This is a genomic window from Mesorhizobium sp. M0011 (assembly GCF_040324155.1).
Classification (GTDB): domain Bacteria; phylum Pseudomonadota; class Alphaproteobacteria; order Rhizobiales; family Rhizobiaceae; genus Mesorhizobium.
Genome location: NZ_JAMYVQ010000013.1, coordinates 99,063 through 118,937 on the forward strand (window position 1 = coordinate 99,063; position 19,875 = coordinate 118,937).

Genomic DNA, 19,875 nt, shown 5'->3' on the forward strand with positions numbered 1-19,875 from the left:
TCGACGGCTGCCCGGCGAGGGGCGGCTGTCGAAAGATCGCGAAATGGTTATCGGCTCGTTTAGCGCCAGACCTGCATTTGAGCGTCATCGGCCAGAACCCTTTGTCGTGGTGTCGTTCCTGGGCCGCATGATGATCGACACCGGGGCCGCATCGTGCTGCTTGCCACCGGTCGGTCGTTTTTGCGATGGATTTTTCGCGCGGACGAGACGACAGTCAGCCCACATCAAACGAGGCCGACCATGACCGCAGCATTCCTCTCCCACATCGACAGCGAGCTCGCGGGGCTCAAATCGGCAGGCCTCTACAAGTCGGAGCGGGTGATCACTTCGACGCAGTCGGCCGAGATCGAGGTCGGCGGCGACAAGGTGCTGAATTTCTGTGCCAACAACTATCTCGGCCTCGCCGATAGCGCCGATTTGCGCAATGCTGCCAAGCAGGCGCTCGATCGCTATGGCTACGGCATGGCATCGGTGCGCTTTATCTGCGGTACGCAGGAAGAGCACAAGCAGCTCGAATCCACGATTTCCTCTTTCCTCGGCATGGAAGACACCATCCTCTACGGCTCCTGTTTCGATGCCAATGGCGGCCTGTTCGAGACGCTGCTGGGCGAGGAAGACGCCATTATCTCGGATGCCTTGAATCATGCCTCGATCATCGATGGCGTGCGGCTGTCGAAGGCCAAGCGTTTCCGCTACGCCAACAACGACATGGCCGATCTCGAGGCGCGCCTGAAGGAAGCCAAGGACTGCCGCTTCCGGCTGATCGCCACCGATGGGGTGTTTTCGATGGATGGCATCATCGCCAATCTCCGGGGTGTCTGCGATCTCGCCGAGCAATACGACGCCATGGTGATGGTCGACGACAGCCATGCCGTCGGCTTCGTCGGCCAGAACGGCCGCGGCTCGGCCGAGCATTGCGGCGTCGAGGGCAGGGTCGATATCATCACCGGGACGCTCGGCAAGGCACTCGGCGGCGCGTCCGGCGGTTACACCTCGGGCAAGAGGCAGGTGGTCGACTGGCTGCGCCAGCGCTCACGGCCCTATCTCTTCTCCAACACGCTAATGCCGGCGATCGCCGGCGCTTCGATCAAAGTGTTCGAGTTGATCAAAGACGGCGATGGGCTGCGCGACAAACTCTACGACAATGCGGCGCGCTTCCGGTCGCAGATGGGCAAACTCGGCTTCACGCTGGCCGGAGCCGATCATCCGATCATTCCGGTGATGCTGGGTGATGCCAGCCTGGCGCAGGAGATGGCGGCGCGCATGCTGAAGCGCGGCATCTACGTCATCGGCTTTTCCTTCCCGGTGGTGCCGAAAGGGCAAGCCCGCATCCGCACGCAGATGTCGGCGGCCCATTCCAGCGCGGATATCGATCGGGCAGTGGAAGCGTTTGCCGCCGTCGGGCGCGAACTCGGGGTCATTTCCTGAAAGGCCGGAATCGAAAAGCGATTCCGGATCAAGAGATTCAAGGGACAAAAGCATGTCGAACATGATGAAGGCGCTGGTGAAGGCCAAGGCCGAGCCAGGCATCTGGATGGAAGAGGTGCCGGTACCGGAGATCGGTCCCAACGACGTGCTGATCAAGATCAAGAAGACGGCGATCTGCGGCACCGACGTGCATATCTACAATTGGGACCAGTGGGCGCAAAAGACGGTGCCGGTGCCGATGGTCACCGGCCATGAATTCGTCGGCACCGTTGCCGATTTCGGCGCTGCGGTCACCGAATACAAGGTTGGCCAGCGCGTGTCGGGCGAAGGCCACATCGTCTGCGGTCATTGCCGCAACTGCCGGGCGGGCAGGGGACATCTGTGCCGCAACACGCTCGGCGTCGGGGTCAACCGTCCGGGCGCCTTCGGCGAGTATCTGGCGATCCCGCAGCACAATGTCGTGCCGATCCCCGATGATGTGCCCGACGAGATCGCCGCCATCTTCGATCCCTTGGGCAATGCCGTCCACACCGCGTTGTCCTTTGATCTGGTCGGCGAGGACGTGCTGGTCACGGGCGCTGGGCCGATCGGCATCATGGGCGCGCTCGTCGCCCAATGCGTCGGCGCGCGCAAAGTGGTCATCACCGACATCAACCCGGTGCGGCTGGCGCTGGCCAAGAAACTCGGCGTCCAGCACGTCGTCGACGCCTCGAAGGAAAAGCTGCGCGACGTCATGCCGGCGCTTGGCATGACCGAAGGCTTTGACGTCGGCCTCGAAATGTCGGGCGCCGCCCCCGCCTTCCGCGACATGATCGACACCATGAACAATGGCGGCAAGATCGCCATTCTGGGCATCGCGCCGACCGGCTTCGAGATCGACTGGAACAAGGTCATCTTCAAGATGCTGCATCTCAAGGGCATCTACGGCCGCGAGATGTTCGAAACCTGGTACAAGATGATCGCGCTTGTGCAGGGCCCGCTGGATGTCTCCGGCCTCATCACGCACCGCATCGGCATCGACGACTTTCAGGCCGGCTTCGATGCGATGCGCAGCGGCAGTTCCGGCAAGGTGGTGATGGACTGGTAGATGCCGCCGCCCTACCGCAGAATTCTGTTTTTCATCAGCCATTTCACGGAGCGGGGCCACGCGTGGTTCGCACCCATGCGAAGATCGGTAAACCCCTCCGAAACATGTCTCCCGGTTTCGGCGTCAAGGATGCGAATGAACATAGTATGTTCTGTTCGGTTGACGCGCGTTACGACGCCAAGCAAGGCAAGCGACGCGCCGTGCTCCTTGGCAATCGGGCCTTCACAACCAGCGCAGTTGCGCAATCCGTGCGGCGCAGCAGCCTGTGTATCCCTCGCCGGCACATCAATTACTGTAAAACGCCCAGACTTGGAGAGCATGTCCCTCGCAACTTGTGCCGATTCCGACAGATAGCGCCTGTCATATTCATCCGGGGGAATTATTCCCGCCCCGGCGCTCTTATCCTCCAATTCGAAAGGGAACACTTCAATCGACATCGGCTTTGTCTGCTGGGCCTGCGCAAATGTGCAGGTGCCTACAAGCAGCGTCACCAGGACACTTAATGTGCGAATGCTCATCGTAGTCCTCCCGTCGGTGTGATGGGCATTATACGCGGCCTGACAACGCAAATCACGATCAAATCGAAGGCAATGCTATGTTTTGGGTGTGGTGGGAGCTCCGACGCAGTCTCGCTCGAACTCAGTCGTTCAGAGTGATTGGCTTGATCTTGGACTAGCTCGGGACCAGGCTGGTCTCCAATGCAGCCAGTCCGCTGGTGATCGCCGCGCGCTCTTCAGCACTTAGTCTTGCCAGCAAATCCCGTTCGAACGCCTTCGCCAGCGGCACCATCTCACGATAGGCGGCAAGCCCCGTTCCGGTCAGCGTCAAATGTTCGATACGGCGGTCTTTTTCGTCCGGTTTTCGCGTCAGCCAGCGACGCCGTTCGAGTTCGGCGACAGCGCGCGAAACCTTTGTCTTGTGCATGGCCGACTGTTCGCCCAGCGCCGTCGCCGTCATCGTGCCACGCTGTCCGAGCCCGGCCAGCGTGCGCCATTCGGGACGCGTGAGGCCGTGACGATCCTTGTATATCCTCGAGAATTCCCGGCTGACGGCCTCGGCAAGCCGGTGCAGCCGGTAGGGCAGGAAATTTTCCAGATTGAGAATTTCAGGCGCGTCGGACGCTTCGATCACCATTTTTCAAAGCCGCCATTGATGGTTACATTTTCAATGGTTACAAATGAAACCAGTTTGGTCAATTGACATCCATTTTGGGAGGAAGCAATGGCCTTTTTCTATATGCCGGGCTTCGGCAACGACTTCGAAACCGAGACGCTGCCCGGCTCGCTGCCGCAGGGACGGAATTCGCCGCAGCGGCCGGCCTACGGTCTTTACGCCGAACAGCTTTCCGGCTCTCCCTTCACTGCGCCGCGCGGCACCAATGAGCGCTCCTGGCTGTACCGCATCCGACCGAGCGTCAAGCACACTGGGCGTTTCAAGGCGGCCAGCTATCCCTTGTGGAAGACCGCTCCCCATGTCGGCGATCATGAACTGGCGCTTGGCCAGTATCGCTGGAATCCGGTGCCGATGCCGAAGGAGCCTACCGATTTTATCAAGGGCATGCGCAGCATCACCACATCAGGCGATGTGCTCGGGCAGACCGGCATGGCAGCCCATGTCTATGTCGCCAACCGCTCGATGGCGGACGATCATTTCTTCAACGCCGACGGCGAGTTGCTGGTCGTGCCGCAGGTCGGCGCCTTGCGCTTCGTCACCGAGATGGGCGTCATAGAGCTTCGGCCCGGCGAGATCGCCGTGCTGCCACGCGGTCTGGTCTTCAAGGTCGAGCTGGTCGACAAGGAAGTGCGCGGCTATGTCTGCGAAAACTACGGTGCCAAGCTGACGCTGCCCGACCGTGGCCCGATCGGCGCCAATTGCCTGGCCAATCCGCGCGATTTCAAGACGCCTTGCGCCTGGTTCGAGGAGAAGGAAACGCCTTGCCGGCTGACGGTGAAATGGTGCGGCAATTTCCATGTCACCGAGATCGGCCATTCGCCGCTCGACGTCGTTGCCTGGCACGGCAACTACGCGCCCTACAAATATGATCTGGCGACCTTTTCGCCGGTCGGAGCGCTGCTGTTCGACCATCCCGACCCGTCCATCTTCACGGTGCTGACCGCACCGAGCGGCGAGGAGGGTACCGCCAATATCGACTTCGTCATCTTCCCGCCGCGCTGGCTGGTGGCCGAAGATACGTTCCGGCCGCCCTGGTATCACCGCAACATCATGAGCGAGTTCATGGGCCTGATCCATGGCCAGTACGACGCCAAGGAAGAAGGCTTTGTGCCCGGCGGCATCAGCCTGCACAATCTGATGCTGGCCCATGGGCCGGATGCGCCTGGCTTCGAAAAGGCCTCGCGCGCGGACCTGAAACCGGTCAAGCTCGACAACACCATGGCGTTCATGTTCGAGACCCGATTTCCGCAGATGCTGACCCGCTACGGCGCCGAACTCGAAACCCGGCAGGACAATTACATCGACTGCTGGGCGGATCTGAAGAAGCGTTTCAACGGCACGCCCGAGGGCGACTGGCCTTGAGCACCGAGCCAATGCCGGATCGGCTGGTGCTTCTTGGCTCGAAGGGCGGCCCGGCACTGCGGCCGGGTGGCCCATGGCCAAGTTCGTCGCTGCTGCAGATCGGCGGCCGCAGCATCGTCGTCGACTGCGGACTTGGCGTCACGCGTGGTCTGGTCAACGCGGGTGTCAGCCTGAAGGGACTCGACCTGATCTTCATCACGCATCTGCACTCCGACCATGTGCTGGAACTGGGGCCGCTGATCCACACCGCCTGGACGGCGGGTCTGGCGGCGCCGGTCCACGTGTTCGGTCCGCCCGGCACGGATCATTATTGGCAGCGCTTTTGCCAGGCGATGGAGTTCGATATCGAAATCCGCATCGTCGACGAGGGCCGGCCGGATATTCGAGACCTGGTTTCGATCGTCGAATTCGGCGAAGGCCAGGTGCTCGAGCAGGGCGGCTTGACGGTTTCGGCGCTGCGCGTCGAGCATCCGCCGGTGACCGACTGTTTTGCCCTGCGCTTCGAACACGGCGGGAAAAGCGTGGTGTTCTCCGCTGACACGGCCTTCTATCCGCCGCTCGCGGAGTTCGCCCGGAGTGCGCATATCCTGGTCCATGAAGCCATGCTGGAGGAAGGCATCGAGCGGCTGGTGGCCAGGACCGGCAATGGCGCGCGGCTGAAAGGCCACCTGCTCGCCAGCCACAGCTTTGCCGAAGAGGCCGGCAGCATCGCCAGCGATGCCGGCGTGAAGAGGTTGGTGCTCAACCACCTCATTCCGGCCGACGATCCCGGGATCGGCGAGGCCGACTGGACTGACGCTGTCAGGAAAACATGGGCCGGCGACTTGACGATCGCCCGCGACGGCCTTGTTGTGGGCTTAAGCAGCGAGAAAGCTGCACAAGGAGAGGAAACTGCATGAAGCTTGCCACATTGAAGGACGGGACGCGCGACGGAAAACTCGTCGTCGTCTCGCGCGACTTGACACGCTTCACCGACGCCTCGTTCCTGGTGCGCACGCTGCAGGCGGCGCTCGACGACTGGCGCCGCATCGCCCCGCATCTCGCGACAATAGCGGAATCGCTTGAGAACAATGCGGTGCCGGCGGAGCGCTTCCACGAGCATGACGCCCACTCGCCGCTGCCGCGCGCCTATCAATGGGCCGACGGCTCGGCTTACGTGAATCATGTCGAACTGGTGCGCAAAGCGCGCGGCGCCGAGATGCCGGCAAGCTTCTGGACCGACCCGCTGATCTACCAGGGCGGCTCGGACGCCTTCATTCCGCCACGTGACCCGATCCGCATGGCTGACGAAGGCTTCGGCATCGACATGGAGGGCGAGGTCGCCGTCATTGTCGACGACGTGCCGATGGGCGCCACTCTCGAAGAAGCGCGCGCTGCGATCCGGCTGGTCATGCTGGTCAATGACGTCACGCTGCGCGCGCTCACCGGACCGGAACTGGCGAAGGGGTTTGGTTTTTTCCAGTCAAAGCCGTCCTCGGCGTTTTCGCCGGTCGCGGTGACGCCGGACGAACTGGGTGACGCCTGGGACGGCGGCAAGGTCAGCCTGCCGCTGCTTGCCGATCTCAACGGCAAGCCGTTCGGCCGCGCCAATGCCGGTGTCGACATGACCTTCGACTTTCCGGCGCTGATCGTTCACGCGGCAAGGACACGGCCATTAGCCGCCGGCACGATCATCGGTTCCGGCACCGTCTCCAACAAGCTCGACGGCGGGCCGGGCAAGCCTGTCTCGGCCGGCGGCGCCGGCTATTCCTGCATCGCCGAATTGCGCATGATCGAGACCATTGTGTCAGGCGAACCCAAAACGCCGTTCCTGCGCTTCGGCGACACGGTGCGCATCGAGATGAAGAACAAGACCGGGCATTCGATATTCGGCGCCATCGAGCAGAAGGTCGAGAAATACGAGAGGTAAGGGCATGACCGGGGTCTATCTGCTGGCCGGTGTCTGGGCACTCGCTATACTGGCGGTCTTCATCCAGGCGATCCGGCTGAGTTACCGCATCGAGGCGCGCTCGCCTGACCTGACCAACCGCGGCGGCTTTCCGCGCAAGGCGATGATGTTCCACACCATCACCAACATGAAAGTCGCGCGGGATGAGGAGACGCAAGCCATGCGTCGGCGCATGAACGGGCTGCTGCTGATCGTTCTTGCCGGATTCGCGATCATGGGGGCAGGCTTGCATCTGGTGCGGGCAGGGGGATGATCTCGTGAACCTGCTCGACCATCTGCGCCGTATGGCCGGCAACAATCTGTGGTCGAACGACCGGCTCTACCGCGCGGTGCTGTCCCTCCAGCCCGGTGAGTTCGAGGCCGAACGCACCAGCTTCTTTCCGTCGATCAAGGCAACGCTCAACCACATCCTTGCGGTCGATCTTCTCTATCTCGATTTTCTCGAAGAGGGTGGTCTCGGTGCTGCCGCCCATGACGACTTCGTGCCCCTCGACGAGCCGGCGGCGTTGTTTGCCGCGCAGGTCGCAGCCGACCGGCGGCTGATCGCCTTTTGCGATAGGCTGTCGGCCGACGATCTCGATCGCCGCGTCATCACCGACCGGCGCGAGGACGGCATGATCCCCGAGCGCATCGGCGATATCCTCGCCCATGTCTTTCTGCACGACATCCATCACCGCGGCCAGGTGCACGCAATGCTTTCGGGCACGTCGGTCAAGCCGCCGCAATTGGATGAATTTCTGCTCTGTTATGATGCGAAGCTGAGGGAGAGAGAGGTCGAGCGGTTGGGTTTGTGAGAGCGACTTGTCTCGCTAATCATCCCAGAGCGACATCATAACGGGCAAAACACGGGTCGGATGTAAGGATTGCTAGGTTCTCCATTTGCGCCTGCGCGATCAGCAGTCTGTCGAATGGATCACCATGATGGTGGGGTAGGCTGCTGACGGCGTTCGCATGCTGCAAAGTGACGGCAAGTGGCTGAAATTGCATTCTGGGAAGCAGCGTTGGCAGATCGTCCGGCGCGTTGAGTTTTCCGATTGAGCGTTTGATGGCAATTTCCCAGACGCTTGCCGCGCTCGCGAACACCACCGCTTCCGAAGCCAAGATAGCGCGGTGGTGCTGGCTGAGACGTGGATCGTCTGAAATCGACCACAGGATGATATGCGTGTCGGCGAGAAACGGGCCGACCGTCATTTCACGTACTCGTCCCATTCGGGACCGAGTTCATCAAAATCGTCCGCAATCCAAATCTTGCCCTTCAAGGCGCCAATACGCGGCAGTGGTTCGGCCGCTGCCGGCGGTACGATGCGCGCGGCCACCTTGCCGTGGCGTGTGAGAACGATCTCCTCGCCGGCTTCCGCGCGGCTGACGAGTTCCGACAATTTGGCCTTGGCCTCGGCGATGGAAACATTCATAGCGCGATCCTTATGACCATAATTTAGGTCATAATTGGTCGCGCCGCAAGAAGCCCGGTTCGAATCTACCTACTCCGCAGCCTGAACCTTGATCACCCCGCGCTTGATCTGGTCCTGCTCGATGGATTCGAACAGCGCGCGGAAGTTGCCCTCGCCAAAACCTTCGTCGCCCTTGCGCTGGATGAACTCGAAAAAGATCGGGCCGATCACGGTCTTCGAAAAGATCTGCAGCAGGATCTTGGTCGTGCCGCCGTCGACGACGCCTTCGCCGTCGATCAGGATACCGTGCTTCTTCATCCGCTCGATCGGTTCGTCATGGCCATTCACGCGGTCATACGACATGTCGTAGTAGGTCTCCGGAGGGCCGGGCATGAACTTCAGGCCGTTCTCGGCCAACCTGTCGGTGGCGGCGTAGATCTCGTCGGTGCCGACAGCGATGTGCTGGATGCCCTCGCCATTGTACTTCTTCAGATACTCGGCGATCTGGCTGGTCTCGTCCTTGGACTCGTTGAGCGGAATGCGGATCTTGCCGCAGGGCGAGGTGATGGCGCGGCTGACCAGGCCGGTGATCTTGCCGTCGATGTCGAAGAAATGGATCTGCTTGAAGCCGAACAGATTGCGGTAGAAATCCCACCATGTGTCCATCTGGCCGCGGTAGACATTGTGGGTCAGGTGATCGAGATAGTAGAAGCCGACGCCTTGCGGCCGCGGGTCGCGCTCGCCCAGCCACTCGAACTCGGCATCATACGCCGAACCCTTCCTGCCATAGGTCTCGATGAAATAGAGCAGCGAGCCGCCAATGCCGACGATTGCCGGCACGTCGAGCGCCTTGTCGGCGCCTTCGTAAGCCGTGGCGCCCTTGGCAACGGCGTGATCGAAAGCGTGCTTGGCATCGACAACCCGCCAGGCCATCGAGGCAGCACAAGGCCCATGCCTGTCGACGAACTTCATCGCGTGCGAGCCAGGCTCGGCATTGACGACATAGTTGATGTCGCCCTGGCGCCAGACCGTGATGTCCTTGGTGCGGTGCTTGGCCACCGCGACATAGCCCATGCGGCTGAACAATTCGGGGAGCTTCCGCGGCTCCGTATGCGCGAATTCGACAAACTCGAAGCCGTCGGTGCCGGCCGGGTTGTCCTTGCTGATCTTGGCGGGCGGGGCGTCGTGCGGGAAGGGACCCATCATATTCCTCCGAAAGCTGGCCTGGCCTGAAAAGGCCATTTGACACGATCATAACGCGGAGGAGGCGCACGGTGCTTGCATTCAAACGCTTGAAATGATGATGTCATGCGTGAAGCGTGCATGATATGAGAAAAAGCCATGGATGAGACGCGGATTGATCAGTTCGACCGCAAGATAATGGCGCTTTTGCAGGGCGATGCGCGGCTGACCAACAACGATCTTTCGGAGCGGGTGAACCTGTCGGCGTCGCAATGCTCGCGCCGCCGCCAGCGGCTCGAGGAGGATGGCTTTATCAAGGGCTATCGGGCGGTGCTCGACCGCGACAAACTCGGTTTTTCGCTGGTCAACGTCATCTCGGTCACACTCGCCACGCACAATCACGACAATGCGCGGCGCTTCGGTGAACTGGTGGCGCGGCTGCCCGAGGTGCAGGAAGCGCACGCGCTGACCGGCGAGATGGATTATATATTGAAAGTGGTGACGCCCGACCTGAAGTCGCTGTCGGAATTCGTCAACGGCGTACTCTTGCCGCACGAATCCGTTCAGCATGTGAAGACGGCGATCGTGCTTGAGACGCTCAAGGAGACGGGTGCGCTACCGATTTAAATGTTGGGCGGATCAATCCTTCGACTGTTGGATCAGCCCATAGAGATTGGTGCAGCGGGCGCCGGAGCGGCAATAGGCGAAGACCGGGCCGTCGAGCTCGTCGAGCGCTTCGGCCTGATCCCCGACATTCTCGGCGGTGATCTGGCCGCTGATGACGGGGATGTAGCGGAAGGCAAGCCCTGCGGCTTCGACTGCTGCCTTGACGGTGTCGGCAGAAGGCTGGCCGGGCTGTTCCTCATCGGGCCGGTTGCAGATGACGCTCTTGAAGCCGGCTTCCTTGATGGCGGCGACGTCCTCAGGCTGGATCTGGCCCGAAACCGAATAGTCCTCGCTGATTTCGCGGTATTCCATGGCAGTATCCTCGCAAACTGGTCAGGCGGCAGTCTTGCCACTCCCCGACATGGGCGGCAATCCGTACCGAAGGAATTCTCTGCCAAATAGACACTGCGTACCGGAAAATCCAACCGGGCCGATGCGGCCCGGCTGGACAATCCTTCATACTCAGCTGCCGAGAATGGCGCCTTTGATCTGACGGATGTTGTTGTGCATCATGTCGATATAGGTCGCAGCCGGGCCGTCGGGCTGCGACAGCGCATCCGAATAGAGCGTGCCGCCGACCTTGATGCCGGTTTCGCTGGCGATCTGTTCGATCAGGCGCGGATTGGTGATGTTCTCGACGAAGATCGCAGCCGCCTTGTCCTGCTTCACCTGATTGACCAGTTTGGCGACGTCTGCGGCGGATGGCTCGGAGTCGGTCGAGATGCCTTGCGGGGCGAGGAAGGTCAGGCCATATGCGTGTTCGAAATAGCCGAAGGCGTCATGCGAGGTGATGACGACGCGCTTGCTCTCCGGGATCGAGGCAATCGCAGTTTTCACTTCACCTTCGACCGCGTCGAGCTTCCTCGTGTAGGCGGCGGCATTGGTCTGGTAGCTGACGCAGCCGTCCGCATCCGCCGCGCAGAAAGCCTCGGCGATGTTCTTCACGTAGATCCTGGCATTGGCGATCGACTGGAAGGCGTGCGGATCGGTGACCGTCTTGCCGCCGCCGGTGCCGGCACCTTCGGCCGCGTCGGCATCGGCGAATTCAGGTTTGAAATCGATCGGCGTCACGCCCTTGGTCAAGGTGATGATAGACGCCTTGGTGGCGCTGGCATCGACCAGCCGCCGCAGGAAACCTTCGAAATGCAGGCCGTTGACCAGCACGATGTCGGCCTTGGCCATGGCCACAGCATCGGCCGGGCTCGGCTCGTAGACATGGGCGTCGCCATCCGGCCCGACAATGGTGGTGACGTCGATGCGGTCGCCGCCGACATTTTTGGCGAAATCGGCAATGACGGTGAAGCTGGCGACCACTTTCAGCGGTGCCGCCAAGGCCGACGATGCGCCAAAGGCGGTTAATGTTATAACGCTCATAGCCAAGGCGGCATGGATCGATTTCAGCATAGACGGGTCTCCTTCTAGGGGCGGGGATCAGGCCGTTCTGTGACGGTGATGGATGATGCGCGCGCGCAGAATGCCGCGCGTGCCAAACAGGATCGAGGCGAAATAGACGACGCCGGCCGACAGGATGATGGCCGGGCCGGACGGCAGTGACGCGTGATAGGACAAAAGCAGCCCGGCGACGCAGGACGCGAAGCCGATCAGCACCGCCAGCACGCACATCGGCTCGACGCGAACTGTCCAGAAGCGGGCGGCTGCGGCCGGCAGCATCATCAGCCCAACCGACAGAAGCGTGCCGAGTGCCTGGAAGCCGCCGACAAGGTTGAGCACGACAAGGCCGAGGAAGATGAAATGCACCGGACTGCCGAGCCGGCTGACCGAGCGCAGGAACAGCGGGTCGAGGCATTCGGCGACCAGCGCCCGCCAGAAGATGGCGAGGCTGACCAGCGTCACCGCGACGATGCCGCCGATCAGCGTCAGGGCCTCATCGTTGAGCGCCAGCACGGTGCCGAACAGCACGTGCATGAGATCGACGCTGGAACCGCGGATCGACACCATCAGCACGCCGATGGCGAGCGAAATCAGATAGAACGCCGCCATCGAGGCGTCCTCGCGCTGGATGGTGAAGCGCGAGACGGCGCCGGCGCCGAGCGCGACGATGACGCCGGCGATCAGGCCGCCGATGGTCATCGGCAGGATCTCCAGTCCATAGAACAGGAAGCCGGCGGCTGCACCGGGCAGGATGGCGTGCGCCATCGCGTCGCCCGACAGGCTCATGCGTCGCAGCATCAGGAAGACGCCGATAGGGCAGGCGCCGAGCGACAGCATCAGCGAACCGATCAAAGCCCGCTGCATGAAGCCGAAATCGGCGAAGGGCGCGATGACAAGACCGTAAAGCATGTCCATCAGGCAGCCCTCGGTCCGACGCCGTGTTGATGGTCATGGTGATCGTGGCCATGGTGATCGTGGCCATGGTGATCGTGACCATGAGCGTCCTCGCCCGGCTCGCACCAGGGTGCATTTTCTTCCCAGGCTTCGTGGAAGCGGCGGGCGCGCAACAGGTTATCAGGCTTCAGCGTTTCCCTGGTTTCGCCCCAGGCGATCGGCTGGCGGGCGAGAAGCAGCGTTTCGGGGAAATTCTGCCGCACCAGGTCCAGATCGTGCACGACAACCATGATGGTGCGTTCCTCGCCATGCCAGTGCTTGATCAGGGCAATGAGGTCGCCGACCGTCTTGGCGTCGACAGCATTGAAGGGTTCGTCGAGCAGGATGAGGTCGGCGTCCTGCAGCAGGACACGCGCAAACAGCGTGCGCTGCAACTGGCCGCCCGACAGCGTGTCGATCGGCCGCTTCTCGAAACCGCCGAGGCCAACCGCCATCAGCGCCTTGCTGACGTCTTCGCGATCTTCCTTGGTGTAGCGGCCAAGCAGGCCGCGCCGTGGCCACAGGCCGAGCGAAACCAGATCCACCACCCGTGCCGGAAAGGAGCGGTCGAGCTCCGATTGCTGCGGCAGATAGGCGGCACGTACACCGGGCGCGCGGATAACCTCGCCGGCCATCGGCTTCAGGACGCCGACAATGCCTTTCATCAGCGTCGATTTGCCGGAGCCATTGGCGCCGACCACAGCGGTCAGCGAGCCCTTGCGGATGGTGCCGTCGAGATGATGGATCGCCGGATGGCTGCCGTAGCCAAGCGTCAGGTCGCGGAATGTCAGGCAGGTATTTGTCATTCTGCGATCCGTAGGCGGCGAAATCCGGCTGCTGGCAGCGGCCGACTGGATATGTGATGTTATTACATTAGTCAACAAGCCAATCCGGCGGAATTGCGGCCGCAGGGTCAACTTGCCGTGTTTGCACATCCATATGCCATTGGCCCAAGGGGATTCGACCTGACGATCTTGCCCGAAGCCGGTCGCGACTCTAAAGAAGCGCAACCGCCACAGGAAGGAACCATCCAATGAGCATTCGTCGCATCGATGTTGGCCCGCGCATGAGCCAGATCGTCATCCATGGCAATACCGTCTATCTGGCTGGTCAGGTTGGCCAGCCAACCGGCAACGTCGCTTCGCAGACCAGGGACATCCTGGCGGCCATCGACGAACTGCTGGCCAAGGCCGGTTCCGACAAGACCAAGATACTGCAGGCGATCATCTGGCTGGCCGACATGAGCACCTTTGCCGAGATGAATGCTGAGTGGGACAAGTGGGTGCCGCAAGGCAACACGCCGGCCCGCGCCACCGGCGAAGCAAAGCTCGCCACCCCCGATTATCTGGTCGAGATTATTATTACCGCGGCGATTTGATCGGCGGCCTTCTACCTCCCCCTTGTGGGGAGGTCGGACTGAAGGTCCGGGTGGGGGTCGGCGCCGCTGCCCTCCGCTATGGCTCCGGGCGTTCGGCGTTCGAAAAGCCAAATCGTTGGCTTTTCGCCAGCCTGCGGCTGGACACGCCTCACCCCTGCGAGGGCCTGAACCTTGCCACCAGCGTGTGGCTCTCGGCCGCGTAGGTAAAGCGCACATGGGTGACCGGATGTTCGGCGCTCCATGTCCGTCGCTCTACCACCAGGCATGGCGCGCCGGCTTCGATGTCGAGTGCGGCCGCTATATGCCTGTCGGCGGCGACAGCGCGAATCCGGTGCTCGGCTTCGCTCCACGGCACGCGGCCGATCAGCCATGGCCCTGGCGCTATGGCCAGGAATTCCTCATCGGCTGCTTCAGGCACGGCGGTGAGGTTGATCAGCCGCTGTTCATGCGCGAACGGCCGCTCGCCGGCGAAATGCCCACACTCCAGCGCCAGCACCGGTCCGGCCACGCCCAGCTCCAGCAGCGCGCGATCCCCGGCGCTGCTGCGCCTTTTGTGTCGCGCGACGCGCTCATAGCGGTAGGGCAGGCCGAGCGCTTCGACCTCGATGCGGATATCGTGGATTTCCAGCACCGCGGCCTGCGACTGCGGCCGGCGCACAAAGCTGCCGGAGCGGCGGCGCCGCTCGATCAGCCCGGCCTTGGCAAGCTGCGACAGCGCCTTGTTCACCGTCATGCGCGAGCAATTGTATTGCGTGCTCAATTCGTGCTCGAACGGGATGCGATGGCCGGGCGCCCAGGCACCGGATAGGATTTTTTCGCTGATGTCGGAGAGGATGCGCTGGTGCAGCGAGCCGCCGCCTTCCGCTTCCACTGTGCCGGCCATGCTCATGCCGAAAGCGCCCTCATCACGTTTCGAAAACGCTCAGCGATGGCCTCTCGCTTCGCATGCCTGCCGCCGCTGACCTGTTTGAGCCCATGCACCCAGACGCAGTCGACCTTGCTGCCATTGGCGAAGATCCAGGCGTCGAGAATTGCGTCGCCGGTCTTGCCGGCCAGCGAGGGATTTTTGGGATCGAGCGAGACGAGATCGGCCGAGGCGCCGGCGGCGATCGCGGAAGCACCGGCGCCAAGCGCGACGCCGCCACCGTCGAGTGCGGCGTCGAACAGCGCGCGGCCGGTCGAGCCGCCGGCGACCGCCAGCACATTGCGGGCGCGGTGGGCGAGGCGCTGCGAATATTCGAGCTGGCGCAACTCGTCGGGGAGGCCGATGAGCACGTTGGAATCGGAGCCGACGCCATAGCGGCCGCCATGTTCCCTGAACAGCGGCGCGGCAAAAGTGCCGTCACCGAGATTGGCCTCGGTGATCGGGCACAGGCCGGCGATGGCGCCGCTCCTGGCCATACCAACGGTTTCCGCATCGGTCATGTGCGTGGCGTGGATCAGGCACCAGCGCTTGTCCACCTTGGCATGGCCAAGCAGAAACTCCACCGGCCGCGCGCCCGACCAGGCAAGGCAATCCTCGACCTCTTTCACCTGCTCGGCAATGTGGATGTGGATAGGCCCATCCGGTGCTATGGCAGTCACCTCAATCAGTTCTTCCGGCGTCGCGGCGCGCAAACTGTGCGGAGCGACGCCGACGACAGCCTGATTCAGTGCACGAACCGATTCGCGGCATTTCTCAACAAGCCGCGAGAAGCGATTCACATCGTTGATGAATCGCCGCTGGCCTTCGTTTGGCACGGCACCGCCGAAAGACGAGTGCGCATAAAACACCGGCAACAGCGTCAGGCCGATGCCCGTCTCGCCGGCCGCGGCCGCAATGCGTTCGGCCATCTCGGCGAGGTTGGCATAGGGTTTTCCATCGCGGTCGTGATGCAGATAGTGAAATTCGCCGACGCGGGAAAAACCGGCCTCCAGCATCTCGACATAGAGCTGCGCTGCAACCGCCTCGACCTGATTGGGCGTCATCGACAGGGCGAAGCGGTACATCACCTCTCGCCAGCTCCAGAAACTGTCGGCGGAGGGGCCGCGAAGCTCGGCAAGGCCGGCCATGCCGCGCTGGAAGGCGTGGCTGTGCAAATTGGGCATGCCGGGCAACAGGATCGCGTGGCGTTCGTCGTCGGCTGTCGCAGCGGCACCAGGCTGAACGGCTGTAATGCGCCCCTCGGCCAGGGTGATCCGCACATTATCGCGCCAGCCATTGGGAAGGAGCGCCTGTTCCGCAAAGATCGCTGCCACTTTTCTCTCCGGTTCTCTGTCTCTCATGCGATGATGGCACTTGCAGTGCGTTTCGATATGTATATACATAATCGTCGTCGATTGAAACGGAAAAGATGATGGCTGGACAGAGCAAAAGCCGGGCAGGGGATATTCGTCTGTGGCGCAATGCGCGGCTCGCGACCATGGCCGAAGGGTCTGCCGGACTTGGCATCGTCGAACACGGCGCGGTCGCTTCGCGTGACGGCCGCATTGTCTATGCCGGCCCCGAGTCGGAGCTGCCCCCAACACTTGCCCAGGGCGTCGAGACGATCGATTGCGAGGGCCGCTGGATCACACCCGGCCTGATCGACTGCCACACCCATCTGGTCCATGCCGGCAACCGCGCCAACGAATTCGAGATGCGGCTGGCCGGCTCCACCTATGAAGAGGTCGCCCGGGCCGGCGGCGGCATTGTCTCCTCGGTCAAGTCGCTGCGCGCCGCCAGCGAAGACGAACTGGTCACTCAATCGCTGCCGCGCCTCGATGCGCTGATCGCCGAAGGCGTGACCACCGTCGAGATCAAGTCCGGCTATGGCCTCGACCTCGAAAACGAGAAGAAGTCGCTGCGTGCCGCCCGCCAACTGGGCGAGCAACGGCCGGTGACGATCCGCACGACCTTCCTCGGCGCTCACGCGCTGCCGCCGGAAGCCAAGGGCGACAAGGACGCTTTTATCGATCTGGTCGCCAATGAGATTCTTCCTTCGGTTGCCGCCGAGGGGCTGGCCGATGCCGTCGACGGTTTCTGCGAGGGCATCGCCTTTTCGCCGGAACAGATGGCGCGCGTCTTCGATGCGGCCAAAGCGGCCGGCCTGCCGGTCAAGCTCCATGCCGACCAGCTGTCTAACCTGCATGGCGCCGAACTCGCCGCCCGCTATGGCGCGCTGTCGGCCGACCATCTCGAATACACCGATGAGGCGGGTGCTGTGGCGATGGCCAAGGCCGGGACCGTGGCGACGATCCTGCCAGGCGCCTATTATTTCATCCGCGAAACCAAGAAGCCGCCGATCGGCCTGTTTCGCCAGCACGGCGTCAAGATGGCTGTCGCCACCGACAACAACCCCGGCACCTCGCCGCTGACCTCGCTGCTCCTGACCCTGAACATGGCCGCGACCCTGTTCGGCCTGACCGTCGATGAATGCCTTGCCGGCGTCACCCGCGAGGCGGCCCGCGCGCTTGGTTTGCTGGGTGAAACCGGCACGCTTGAGGTCGGAAAATCCGCCGACCTGGCGATCTGGGACATCGAGCGCCCCGCCGAACTCGTCTACCGCATGGGCTTCAACCCGCTGCATGCCCGCATTTGGAGAGGACAATGACCGAACTGACCCTGAAGCCCGGCAATGCGACGCTGGCGGACTGGCGCGCCATCTATCGTGGCGCCGTGCCCAAGCTGGACAACGCCTGCCGGCCAAAGATCAAGGCGAGCGCCGAGGCCGTCGCCAGGATCGTCGCCAAGGGCGAACCGGTCTATGGCATCAACACCGGTTTCGGCAAACTGGCCAGCGTCCGCATCCCGGCCGAGGATCTCGAGACCTTGCAGCGCAACATCGTTCTGTCGCACGCCGCCGGCGTCGGCGAGCCGATGCCGGTTGCTGTCTGCAGGCTGATGATGGCGCTGAAGCTCGCCAGCCTGGCGCAGGGCGCGTCCGGCGTGAGGCCGCAAACCATCGAATTGCTGGAAGCAATGCTGGCCAACGACGTCATCCCGGTGGTGCCGGCGCAGGGTTCGGTCGGCGCCTCCGGGGACCTTGCCCCGCTGTCGCACATGACCGCGGTGATGATCGGCGTCGGCGAATGTTTTACCCCGCATGGCCGTTTCCCGGCCAAGGTCGCCTTCGTCTCACATGGACTGGAGCCGGTGACACTGGGCGCCAAGGAAGGCCTGGCGCTGCTCAACGGCACCCAGTTTTCGACCGCCTATGCGCTGGCCGCCTTGTTCGAGGCCGAAGTGCTCTATCAATCGGCGCTGGTCGCTGGTGCCCTATCGACCGACGCGGCAAAAGGTTCTGACGCCCCCTTCGATCCGCGCATCCATGTGCTGAGAAAGCATCCCGGCCAGATCGAGACGGCCGACGCCCTGCGCAATCTGATGGCCGGCAGCGCCATCCGTGAATCGCATCGGGTTGGCGACGAACGCGTGCAGGATCCCTATTGCCTGCGCTGCCAGCCGCAGGTCATGGGCGCCGCACTCACCGTGCTGCGCCAGGCGGCCGACACGCTGGGCACCGAAGCCAATGGCGTCACCGACAATCCGCTGATCTTCGCCGAGGATGACACCGCGCTTTCCGGCGGCAATTTTCACGCCGAACCGGTGGCCTTCGCCGCCGACATGATCGCGCTCGCGGTCTGCGAGATCGGCTCGCTGTCGGAACGCCGCATTGCCATGCTTGTCGATCCGGCACTTTCGGGCATGCCGGCCTTCCTGACGCCGAAGCCCGGTCTGAACTCCGGCTTCATGATCCCGCAGGTGACGGCGGCGGCGCTTGTCTCGGAAAACAAGCAGAAAGCCTATCCGGCCAGCGTCGATTCGATTCCCACATCGGCCAACCAGGAAGACCATGTTTCGATGGCCGCGCACGGTGCGCGCCGGCTGATCGGCATGGTCGAGAATGCAACGGCAGTGATCGGCATCGAATTGCTGGCCGCCGCGCAAGGCTGCGACTTCCATGCGCCGCTGGCGTCGAGCGATGCCTTGGAAGCGGTGCGCAAGCTGGTCCGGGCCGAGGTGCCGCATCTCGACAATGACCGGCATTTCCATCCCGACATGGAAAAGGCCATCGCCATGGTGCGCAGCGGCGCGACCATCAAGGCCGCCGGCGCGATAACGCTGCCGTCGATTTCTGGAGCGGCATGATGGCAGGCACGCCCTGGCTCACCGTCACGCCCGGCATGGCCCCGTTGTTGGTGTCGATCCCGCACACCGGTATCGATCTCGCCGGCCTCGAGAACCGGCTGATGTCGCCCTGGCTCGGTCGCCGCGATTGCGACTGGTGGATCGACAAGCTCTATGATTTCGCCGGCAGCCTGGGGGCAACTGTCGTGCACACGGCGATCTCGCGCACCGTCATCGACGTCAACCGCGATCCCTCCGGCGCCTCGCTTTACCCCGGCCAGGCGACGACCGGCCTCTGCCCGACCGAAACCTTCGATGGCGATCCGCTCTACCGCGAGGGCGAAGAACCGGGGCCGTCGGAGATCGACGAACGTCGCGAGAAATTCTTCGTGCCCTACCATGCCGCCTTGCAGGTCGAGATCGACCGGTTGCGTGGCTTGCACGAAAAGATCGTGCTCTATGACTGCCACTCGATCCGTTCAGTGCTGCCGCGCCTCTTCGAAGGCACGCTGCCGGTTTTCAATCTCGGCACCAATGACGGTAGGAGCGCCGATCCGACGCTGCAGGCGATGGTCGGCCAGATCATGGCCGAAACCGGTGAAACCTCTGTCATCAACGGCCGCTTCAAAGGCGGCTGGATCACACGCCATTTCGGCCAGCCGCAGCAAGGTGTGCATGCGCTGCAGATGGAACTCTCCAACCGCGGCTATATGCGCGAGCCCGATGGCAAGGGTACGCCGGACAATTGGCCGGTGCCTTACGATGCAGAGTTCGCAGCACCGATCCGCGCCACCCTGCGGAAAATCCTCGAGACCGCGACATCCTGGGCGCGCGTCTGACATCAGG

23 protein-coding genes are annotated in these 19,875 nt (G+C 62.7%); 12 read left to right on the forward strand and 11 right to left on the reverse strand.

Going from position 1 to position 19,875, the window contains the following annotated elements; all coding sequences use genetic code 11:
• The first annotated feature begins 240 nt into the window (after positions 1 to 240).
• Together NKK51_RS16460 and tdh are read left to right on the forward strand one after the other, a co-directional pair.
• Positions 241 to 1,428, forward strand: coding sequence for a glycine C-acetyltransferase (locus NKK51_RS16460; RefSeq protein ID WP_352553945.1), 1,188 nt, complete (start codon positions 241 to 243; stop codon positions 1,426 to 1,428).
• Positions 1,429 to 1,480: 52 nt separating this feature from the next.
• Positions 1,481 to 2,515 (forward strand): L-threonine 3-dehydrogenase, encoded by a 1,035-nt coding sequence (tdh, locus tag NKK51_RS16465; RefSeq protein WP_013532321.1) that lies wholly within the window; start codon positions 1,481 to 1,483, stop codon positions 2,513 to 2,515.
• An 11-nt stretch (positions 2,516 to 2,526) separates the two neighbouring features.
• On the opposite strand, the gene NKK51_RS16470 is transcribed toward tdh, so the two are convergent.
• Both NKK51_RS16470 and NKK51_RS16475 read right to left on the reverse strand, forming a co-directional pair.
• Positions 2,527 to 3,033, reverse strand: coding sequence for a DUF2380 domain-containing protein (locus tag NKK51_RS16470; RefSeq protein ID WP_352553947.1), 507 nt, complete (start codon positions 3,031 to 3,033; stop codon positions 2,527 to 2,529).
• A gap of 154 nt (positions 3,034 to 3,187) precedes the next feature.
• Positions 3,188 to 3,649, reverse strand: a complete 462-nt coding sequence (locus tag NKK51_RS16475; protein WP_352553949.1) for a MarR family winged helix-turn-helix transcriptional regulator — start codon at positions 3,647 to 3,649, stop codon at positions 3,188 to 3,190.
• Between the two features lie 87 nt (positions 3,650 to 3,736).
• Between NKK51_RS16475 and hmgA the strand changes: the two genes are divergently transcribed.
• From hmgA to NKK51_RS16500, 5 genes are read left to right on the forward strand one after another with little or no spacing between them, the layout of a single operon-like run.
• Positions 3,737 to 5,050: a homogentisate 1,2-dioxygenase gene (gene hmgA / locus NKK51_RS16480; RefSeq protein ID WP_352553950.1), complete on the forward strand. Its 1,314-nt coding sequence runs from the start codon at positions 3,737 to 3,739 to the stop codon at positions 5,048 to 5,050.
• Between the two features lie 11 nt (positions 5,051 to 5,061).
• Entirely contained in the window at positions 5,062 to 5,949 is an 888-nt protein-coding gene (locus tag NKK51_RS16485) for an MBL fold metallo-hydrolase (RefSeq protein ID WP_352554002.1), read from the forward strand.
• Positions 5,946 to 6,959 carry a fumarylacetoacetate hydrolase family protein gene (locus NKK51_RS16490; protein WP_352553952.1) on the forward strand — a complete coding sequence of 338 codons (1,014 nt, stop codon included), beginning with the start codon at positions 5,946 to 5,948 and terminating at the stop codon, positions 6,957 to 6,959. Before NKK51_RS16485 ends, NKK51_RS16490 begins: the two co-directional genes overlap by 4 nt.
• 4 nt (positions 6,960 to 6,963) lie before the next feature.
• Positions 6,964 to 7,251: a hypothetical protein gene (locus NKK51_RS16495; protein ID WP_023813586.1), complete on the forward strand. Its 288-nt coding sequence runs from the start codon at positions 6,964 to 6,966 to the stop codon at positions 7,249 to 7,251.
• Positions 7,252 to 7,255: 4 nt separating this feature from the next.
• Entirely contained in the window at positions 7,256 to 7,792 is a 537-nt protein-coding gene (locus NKK51_RS16500) for a DinB family protein (protein WP_127288940.1), read from the forward strand.
• A 19-nt stretch (positions 7,793 to 7,811) separates the two neighbouring features.
• On the opposite strand, the gene NKK51_RS16505 is transcribed toward NKK51_RS16500, so the two are convergent.
• From NKK51_RS16505 to hppD, 3 genes are all read right to left on the reverse strand, one after another.
• On the reverse strand, positions 7,812 to 8,189 hold the full coding sequence (locus tag NKK51_RS16505; RefSeq protein ID WP_352553954.1) for a type II toxin-antitoxin system VapC family toxin: 378 nt from the start codon (positions 8,187 to 8,189) through the stop codon (positions 7,812 to 7,814).
• Positions 8,186 to 8,410, reverse strand: coding sequence for a type II toxin-antitoxin system Phd/YefM family antitoxin (locus NKK51_RS16510; RefSeq protein ID WP_023813589.1), 225 nt, complete (start codon positions 8,408 to 8,410; stop codon positions 8,186 to 8,188). The genes NKK51_RS16505 and NKK51_RS16510 overlap by 4 nt, the downstream gene beginning before the upstream one ends.
• Positions 8,411 to 8,479: 69 nt before the next feature.
• A complete protein-coding gene (gene hppD, locus NKK51_RS16515) occupies positions 8,480 to 9,592 on the reverse strand; it encodes a 4-hydroxyphenylpyruvate dioxygenase (RefSeq protein WP_352554003.1) in 1,113 nt (370 codons plus the stop codon).
• A 138-nt stretch (positions 9,593 to 9,730) separates the two neighbouring features.
• Here hppD and NKK51_RS16520 point away from each other — a divergent pair, with 138 nt between their 5' ends.
• On the forward strand, positions 9,731 to 10,198 hold the full coding sequence (locus NKK51_RS16520) for an Lrp/AsnC family transcriptional regulator (RefSeq protein ID WP_023813591.1): 468 nt from the start codon (positions 9,731 to 9,733) through the stop codon (positions 10,196 to 10,198).
• A 12-nt stretch (positions 10,199 to 10,210) separates the two neighbouring features.
• Here the strand turns inward: NKK51_RS16520 and NKK51_RS16525 are convergent, their stop codons facing one another.
• The 4 genes from NKK51_RS16525 to aztA form a co-directional block, all read right to left on the reverse strand.
• On the reverse strand, positions 10,211 to 10,549 hold the full coding sequence (locus tag NKK51_RS16525) for a protein tyrosine phosphatase family protein (RefSeq protein WP_352553956.1): 339 nt from the start codon (positions 10,547 to 10,549) through the stop codon (positions 10,211 to 10,213).
• A gap of 150 nt (positions 10,550 to 10,699) precedes the next feature.
• Positions 10,700 to 11,641: a zinc ABC transporter substrate-binding protein AztC gene (aztC, locus tag NKK51_RS16530; RefSeq protein WP_352553958.1), complete on the reverse strand. Its 942-nt coding sequence runs from the start codon at positions 11,639 to 11,641 to the stop codon at positions 10,700 to 10,702.
• A gap of 27 nt (positions 11,642 to 11,668) precedes the next feature.
• Entirely contained in the window at positions 11,669 to 12,544 is an 876-nt protein-coding gene (gene aztB, locus NKK51_RS16535; protein ID WP_031212890.1) for a zinc ABC transporter permease AztB, read from the reverse strand.
• Positions 12,544 to 13,368: a zinc ABC transporter ATP-binding protein AztA gene (gene aztA, locus NKK51_RS16540; protein WP_352553960.1), complete on the reverse strand. Its 825-nt coding sequence runs from the start codon at positions 13,366 to 13,368 to the stop codon at positions 12,544 to 12,546. The genes aztB and aztA overlap by 1 nt, the downstream gene beginning before the upstream one ends.
• Before the next feature lie 227 nt (positions 13,369 to 13,595).
• Here aztA and NKK51_RS16545 point away from each other — a divergent pair, with 227 nt between their 5' ends.
• Positions 13,596 to 13,940, forward strand: a complete 345-nt coding sequence (locus NKK51_RS16545; protein ID WP_023810170.1) for a RidA family protein — start codon at positions 13,596 to 13,598, stop codon at positions 13,938 to 13,940.
• Between the two features lie 148 nt (positions 13,941 to 14,088).
• Here NKK51_RS16545 and hutC read toward each other — a convergent pair whose 3' ends face one another.
• Positions 14,089 to 14,829: a histidine utilization transcriptional repressor HutC gene (gene hutC / locus NKK51_RS16550; protein ID WP_352553962.1), complete on the reverse strand. Its 741-nt coding sequence runs from the start codon at positions 14,827 to 14,829 to the stop codon at positions 14,089 to 14,091.
• Positions 14,826 to 16,178 (reverse strand): formimidoylglutamate deiminase, encoded by a 1,353-nt coding sequence (locus NKK51_RS16555; protein ID WP_352553964.1) that lies wholly within the window; start codon positions 16,176 to 16,178, stop codon positions 14,826 to 14,828. The genes hutC and NKK51_RS16555 overlap by 4 nt, the downstream gene beginning before the upstream one ends.
• Positions 16,179 to 16,276: 98 nt before the next feature.
• On the opposite strand from NKK51_RS16555, the gene hutI reads away from it, so the two are divergent.
• Genes hutI through hutG form a run of 3 tightly spaced genes read left to right on the forward strand, consistent with a single transcriptional unit; the run spans position 16,277 to position 19,868 of the window.
• Positions 16,277 to 17,512, forward strand: a complete 1,236-nt coding sequence (hutI, locus tag NKK51_RS16560; protein WP_352553966.1) for an imidazolonepropionase — start codon at positions 16,277 to 16,279, stop codon at positions 17,510 to 17,512.
• Positions 17,509 to 19,050: a histidine ammonia-lyase gene (gene hutH, locus NKK51_RS16565; RefSeq protein ID WP_352553968.1), complete on the forward strand. Its 1,542-nt coding sequence runs from the start codon at positions 17,509 to 17,511 to the stop codon at positions 19,048 to 19,050. The genes hutI and hutH overlap by 4 nt, the downstream gene beginning before the upstream one ends.
• Positions 19,050 to 19,868: an N-formylglutamate deformylase gene (hutG, locus tag NKK51_RS16570; protein WP_352554004.1), complete on the forward strand. Its 819-nt coding sequence runs from the start codon at positions 19,050 to 19,052 to the stop codon at positions 19,866 to 19,868. The genes hutH and hutG overlap by 1 nt, the downstream gene beginning before the upstream one ends.
• Positions 19,869 to 19,875 lie beyond the last annotated feature (7 nt).

Coding starts and splice junctions, on each gene's coding strand:
- NKK51_RS16460 (WP_352553945.1), top strand. CDS start 241: ATGACCGCAGCATTCCTCTCCCACATCGACAGCGAGCTCGCGGGGCTC.
- tdh (WP_013532321.1), top strand. CDS start 1,481: ATGTCGAACATGATGAAGGCGCTGGTGAAGGCCAAGGCCGAGCCAGGC.
- NKK51_RS16470 (WP_352553947.1), bottom strand. CDS start 3,033: ATGAGCATTCGCACATTAAGTGTCCTGGTGACGCTGCTTGTAGGCACC.
- NKK51_RS16475 (WP_352553949.1), bottom strand. CDS start 3,649: ATGGTGATCGAAGCGTCCGACGCGCCTGAAATTCTCAATCTGGAAAAT.
- hmgA (WP_352553950.1), top strand. CDS start 3,737: ATGGCCTTTTTCTATATGCCGGGCTTCGGCAACGACTTCGAAACCGAG.
- NKK51_RS16485 (WP_352554002.1), top strand. CDS start 5,062: ATGCCGGATCGGCTGGTGCTTCTTGGCTCGAAGGGCGGCCCGGCACTG.
- NKK51_RS16490 (WP_352553952.1), top strand. CDS start 5,946: ATGAAGCTTGCCACATTGAAGGACGGGACGCGCGACGGAAAACTCGTC.
- NKK51_RS16495 (WP_023813586.1), top strand. CDS start 6,964: ATGACCGGGGTCTATCTGCTGGCCGGTGTCTGGGCACTCGCTATACTG.
- NKK51_RS16505 (WP_352553954.1), bottom strand. CDS start 8,189: ATGACGGTCGGCCCGTTTCTCGCCGACACGCATATCATCCTGTGGTCG.
- NKK51_RS16510 (WP_023813589.1), bottom strand. CDS start 8,410: ATGAATGTTTCCATCGCCGAGGCCAAGGCCAAATTGTCGGAACTCGTC.
- hppD (WP_352554003.1), bottom strand. CDS start 9,592: ATGGGTCCCTTCCCGCACGACGCCCCGCCCGCCAAGATCAGCAAGGAC.
- NKK51_RS16520 (WP_023813591.1), top strand. CDS start 9,731: ATGGATGAGACGCGGATTGATCAGTTCGACCGCAAGATAATGGCGCTT.
- NKK51_RS16525 (WP_352553956.1), bottom strand. CDS start 10,549: ATGGAATACCGCGAAATCAGCGAGGACTATTCGGTTTCGGGCCAGATC.
- aztC (WP_352553958.1), bottom strand. CDS start 11,641: ATGCTGAAATCGATCCATGCCGCCTTGGCTATGAGCGTTATAACATTA.
- aztB (WP_031212890.1), bottom strand. CDS start 12,544: ATGGACATGCTTTACGGTCTTGTCATCGCGCCCTTCGCCGATTTCGGC.
- aztA (WP_352553960.1), bottom strand. CDS start 13,368: ATGACAAATACCTGCCTGACATTCCGCGACCTGACGCTTGGCTACGGC.
- NKK51_RS16545 (WP_023810170.1), top strand. CDS start 13,596: ATGAGCATTCGTCGCATCGATGTTGGCCCGCGCATGAGCCAGATCGTC.
- hutC (WP_352553962.1), bottom strand. CDS start 14,829: ATGAGCATGGCCGGCACAGTGGAAGCGGAAGGCGGCGGCTCGCTGCAC.
- hutI (WP_352553966.1), top strand. CDS start 16,277: ATGGCTGGACAGAGCAAAAGCCGGGCAGGGGATATTCGTCTGTGGCGC.
- hutH (WP_352553968.1), top strand. CDS start 17,509: ATGACCGAACTGACCCTGAAGCCCGGCAATGCGACGCTGGCGGACTGG.
- hutG (WP_352554004.1), top strand. CDS start 19,050: ATGGCAGGCACGCCCTGGCTCACCGTCACGCCCGGCATGGCCCCGTTG.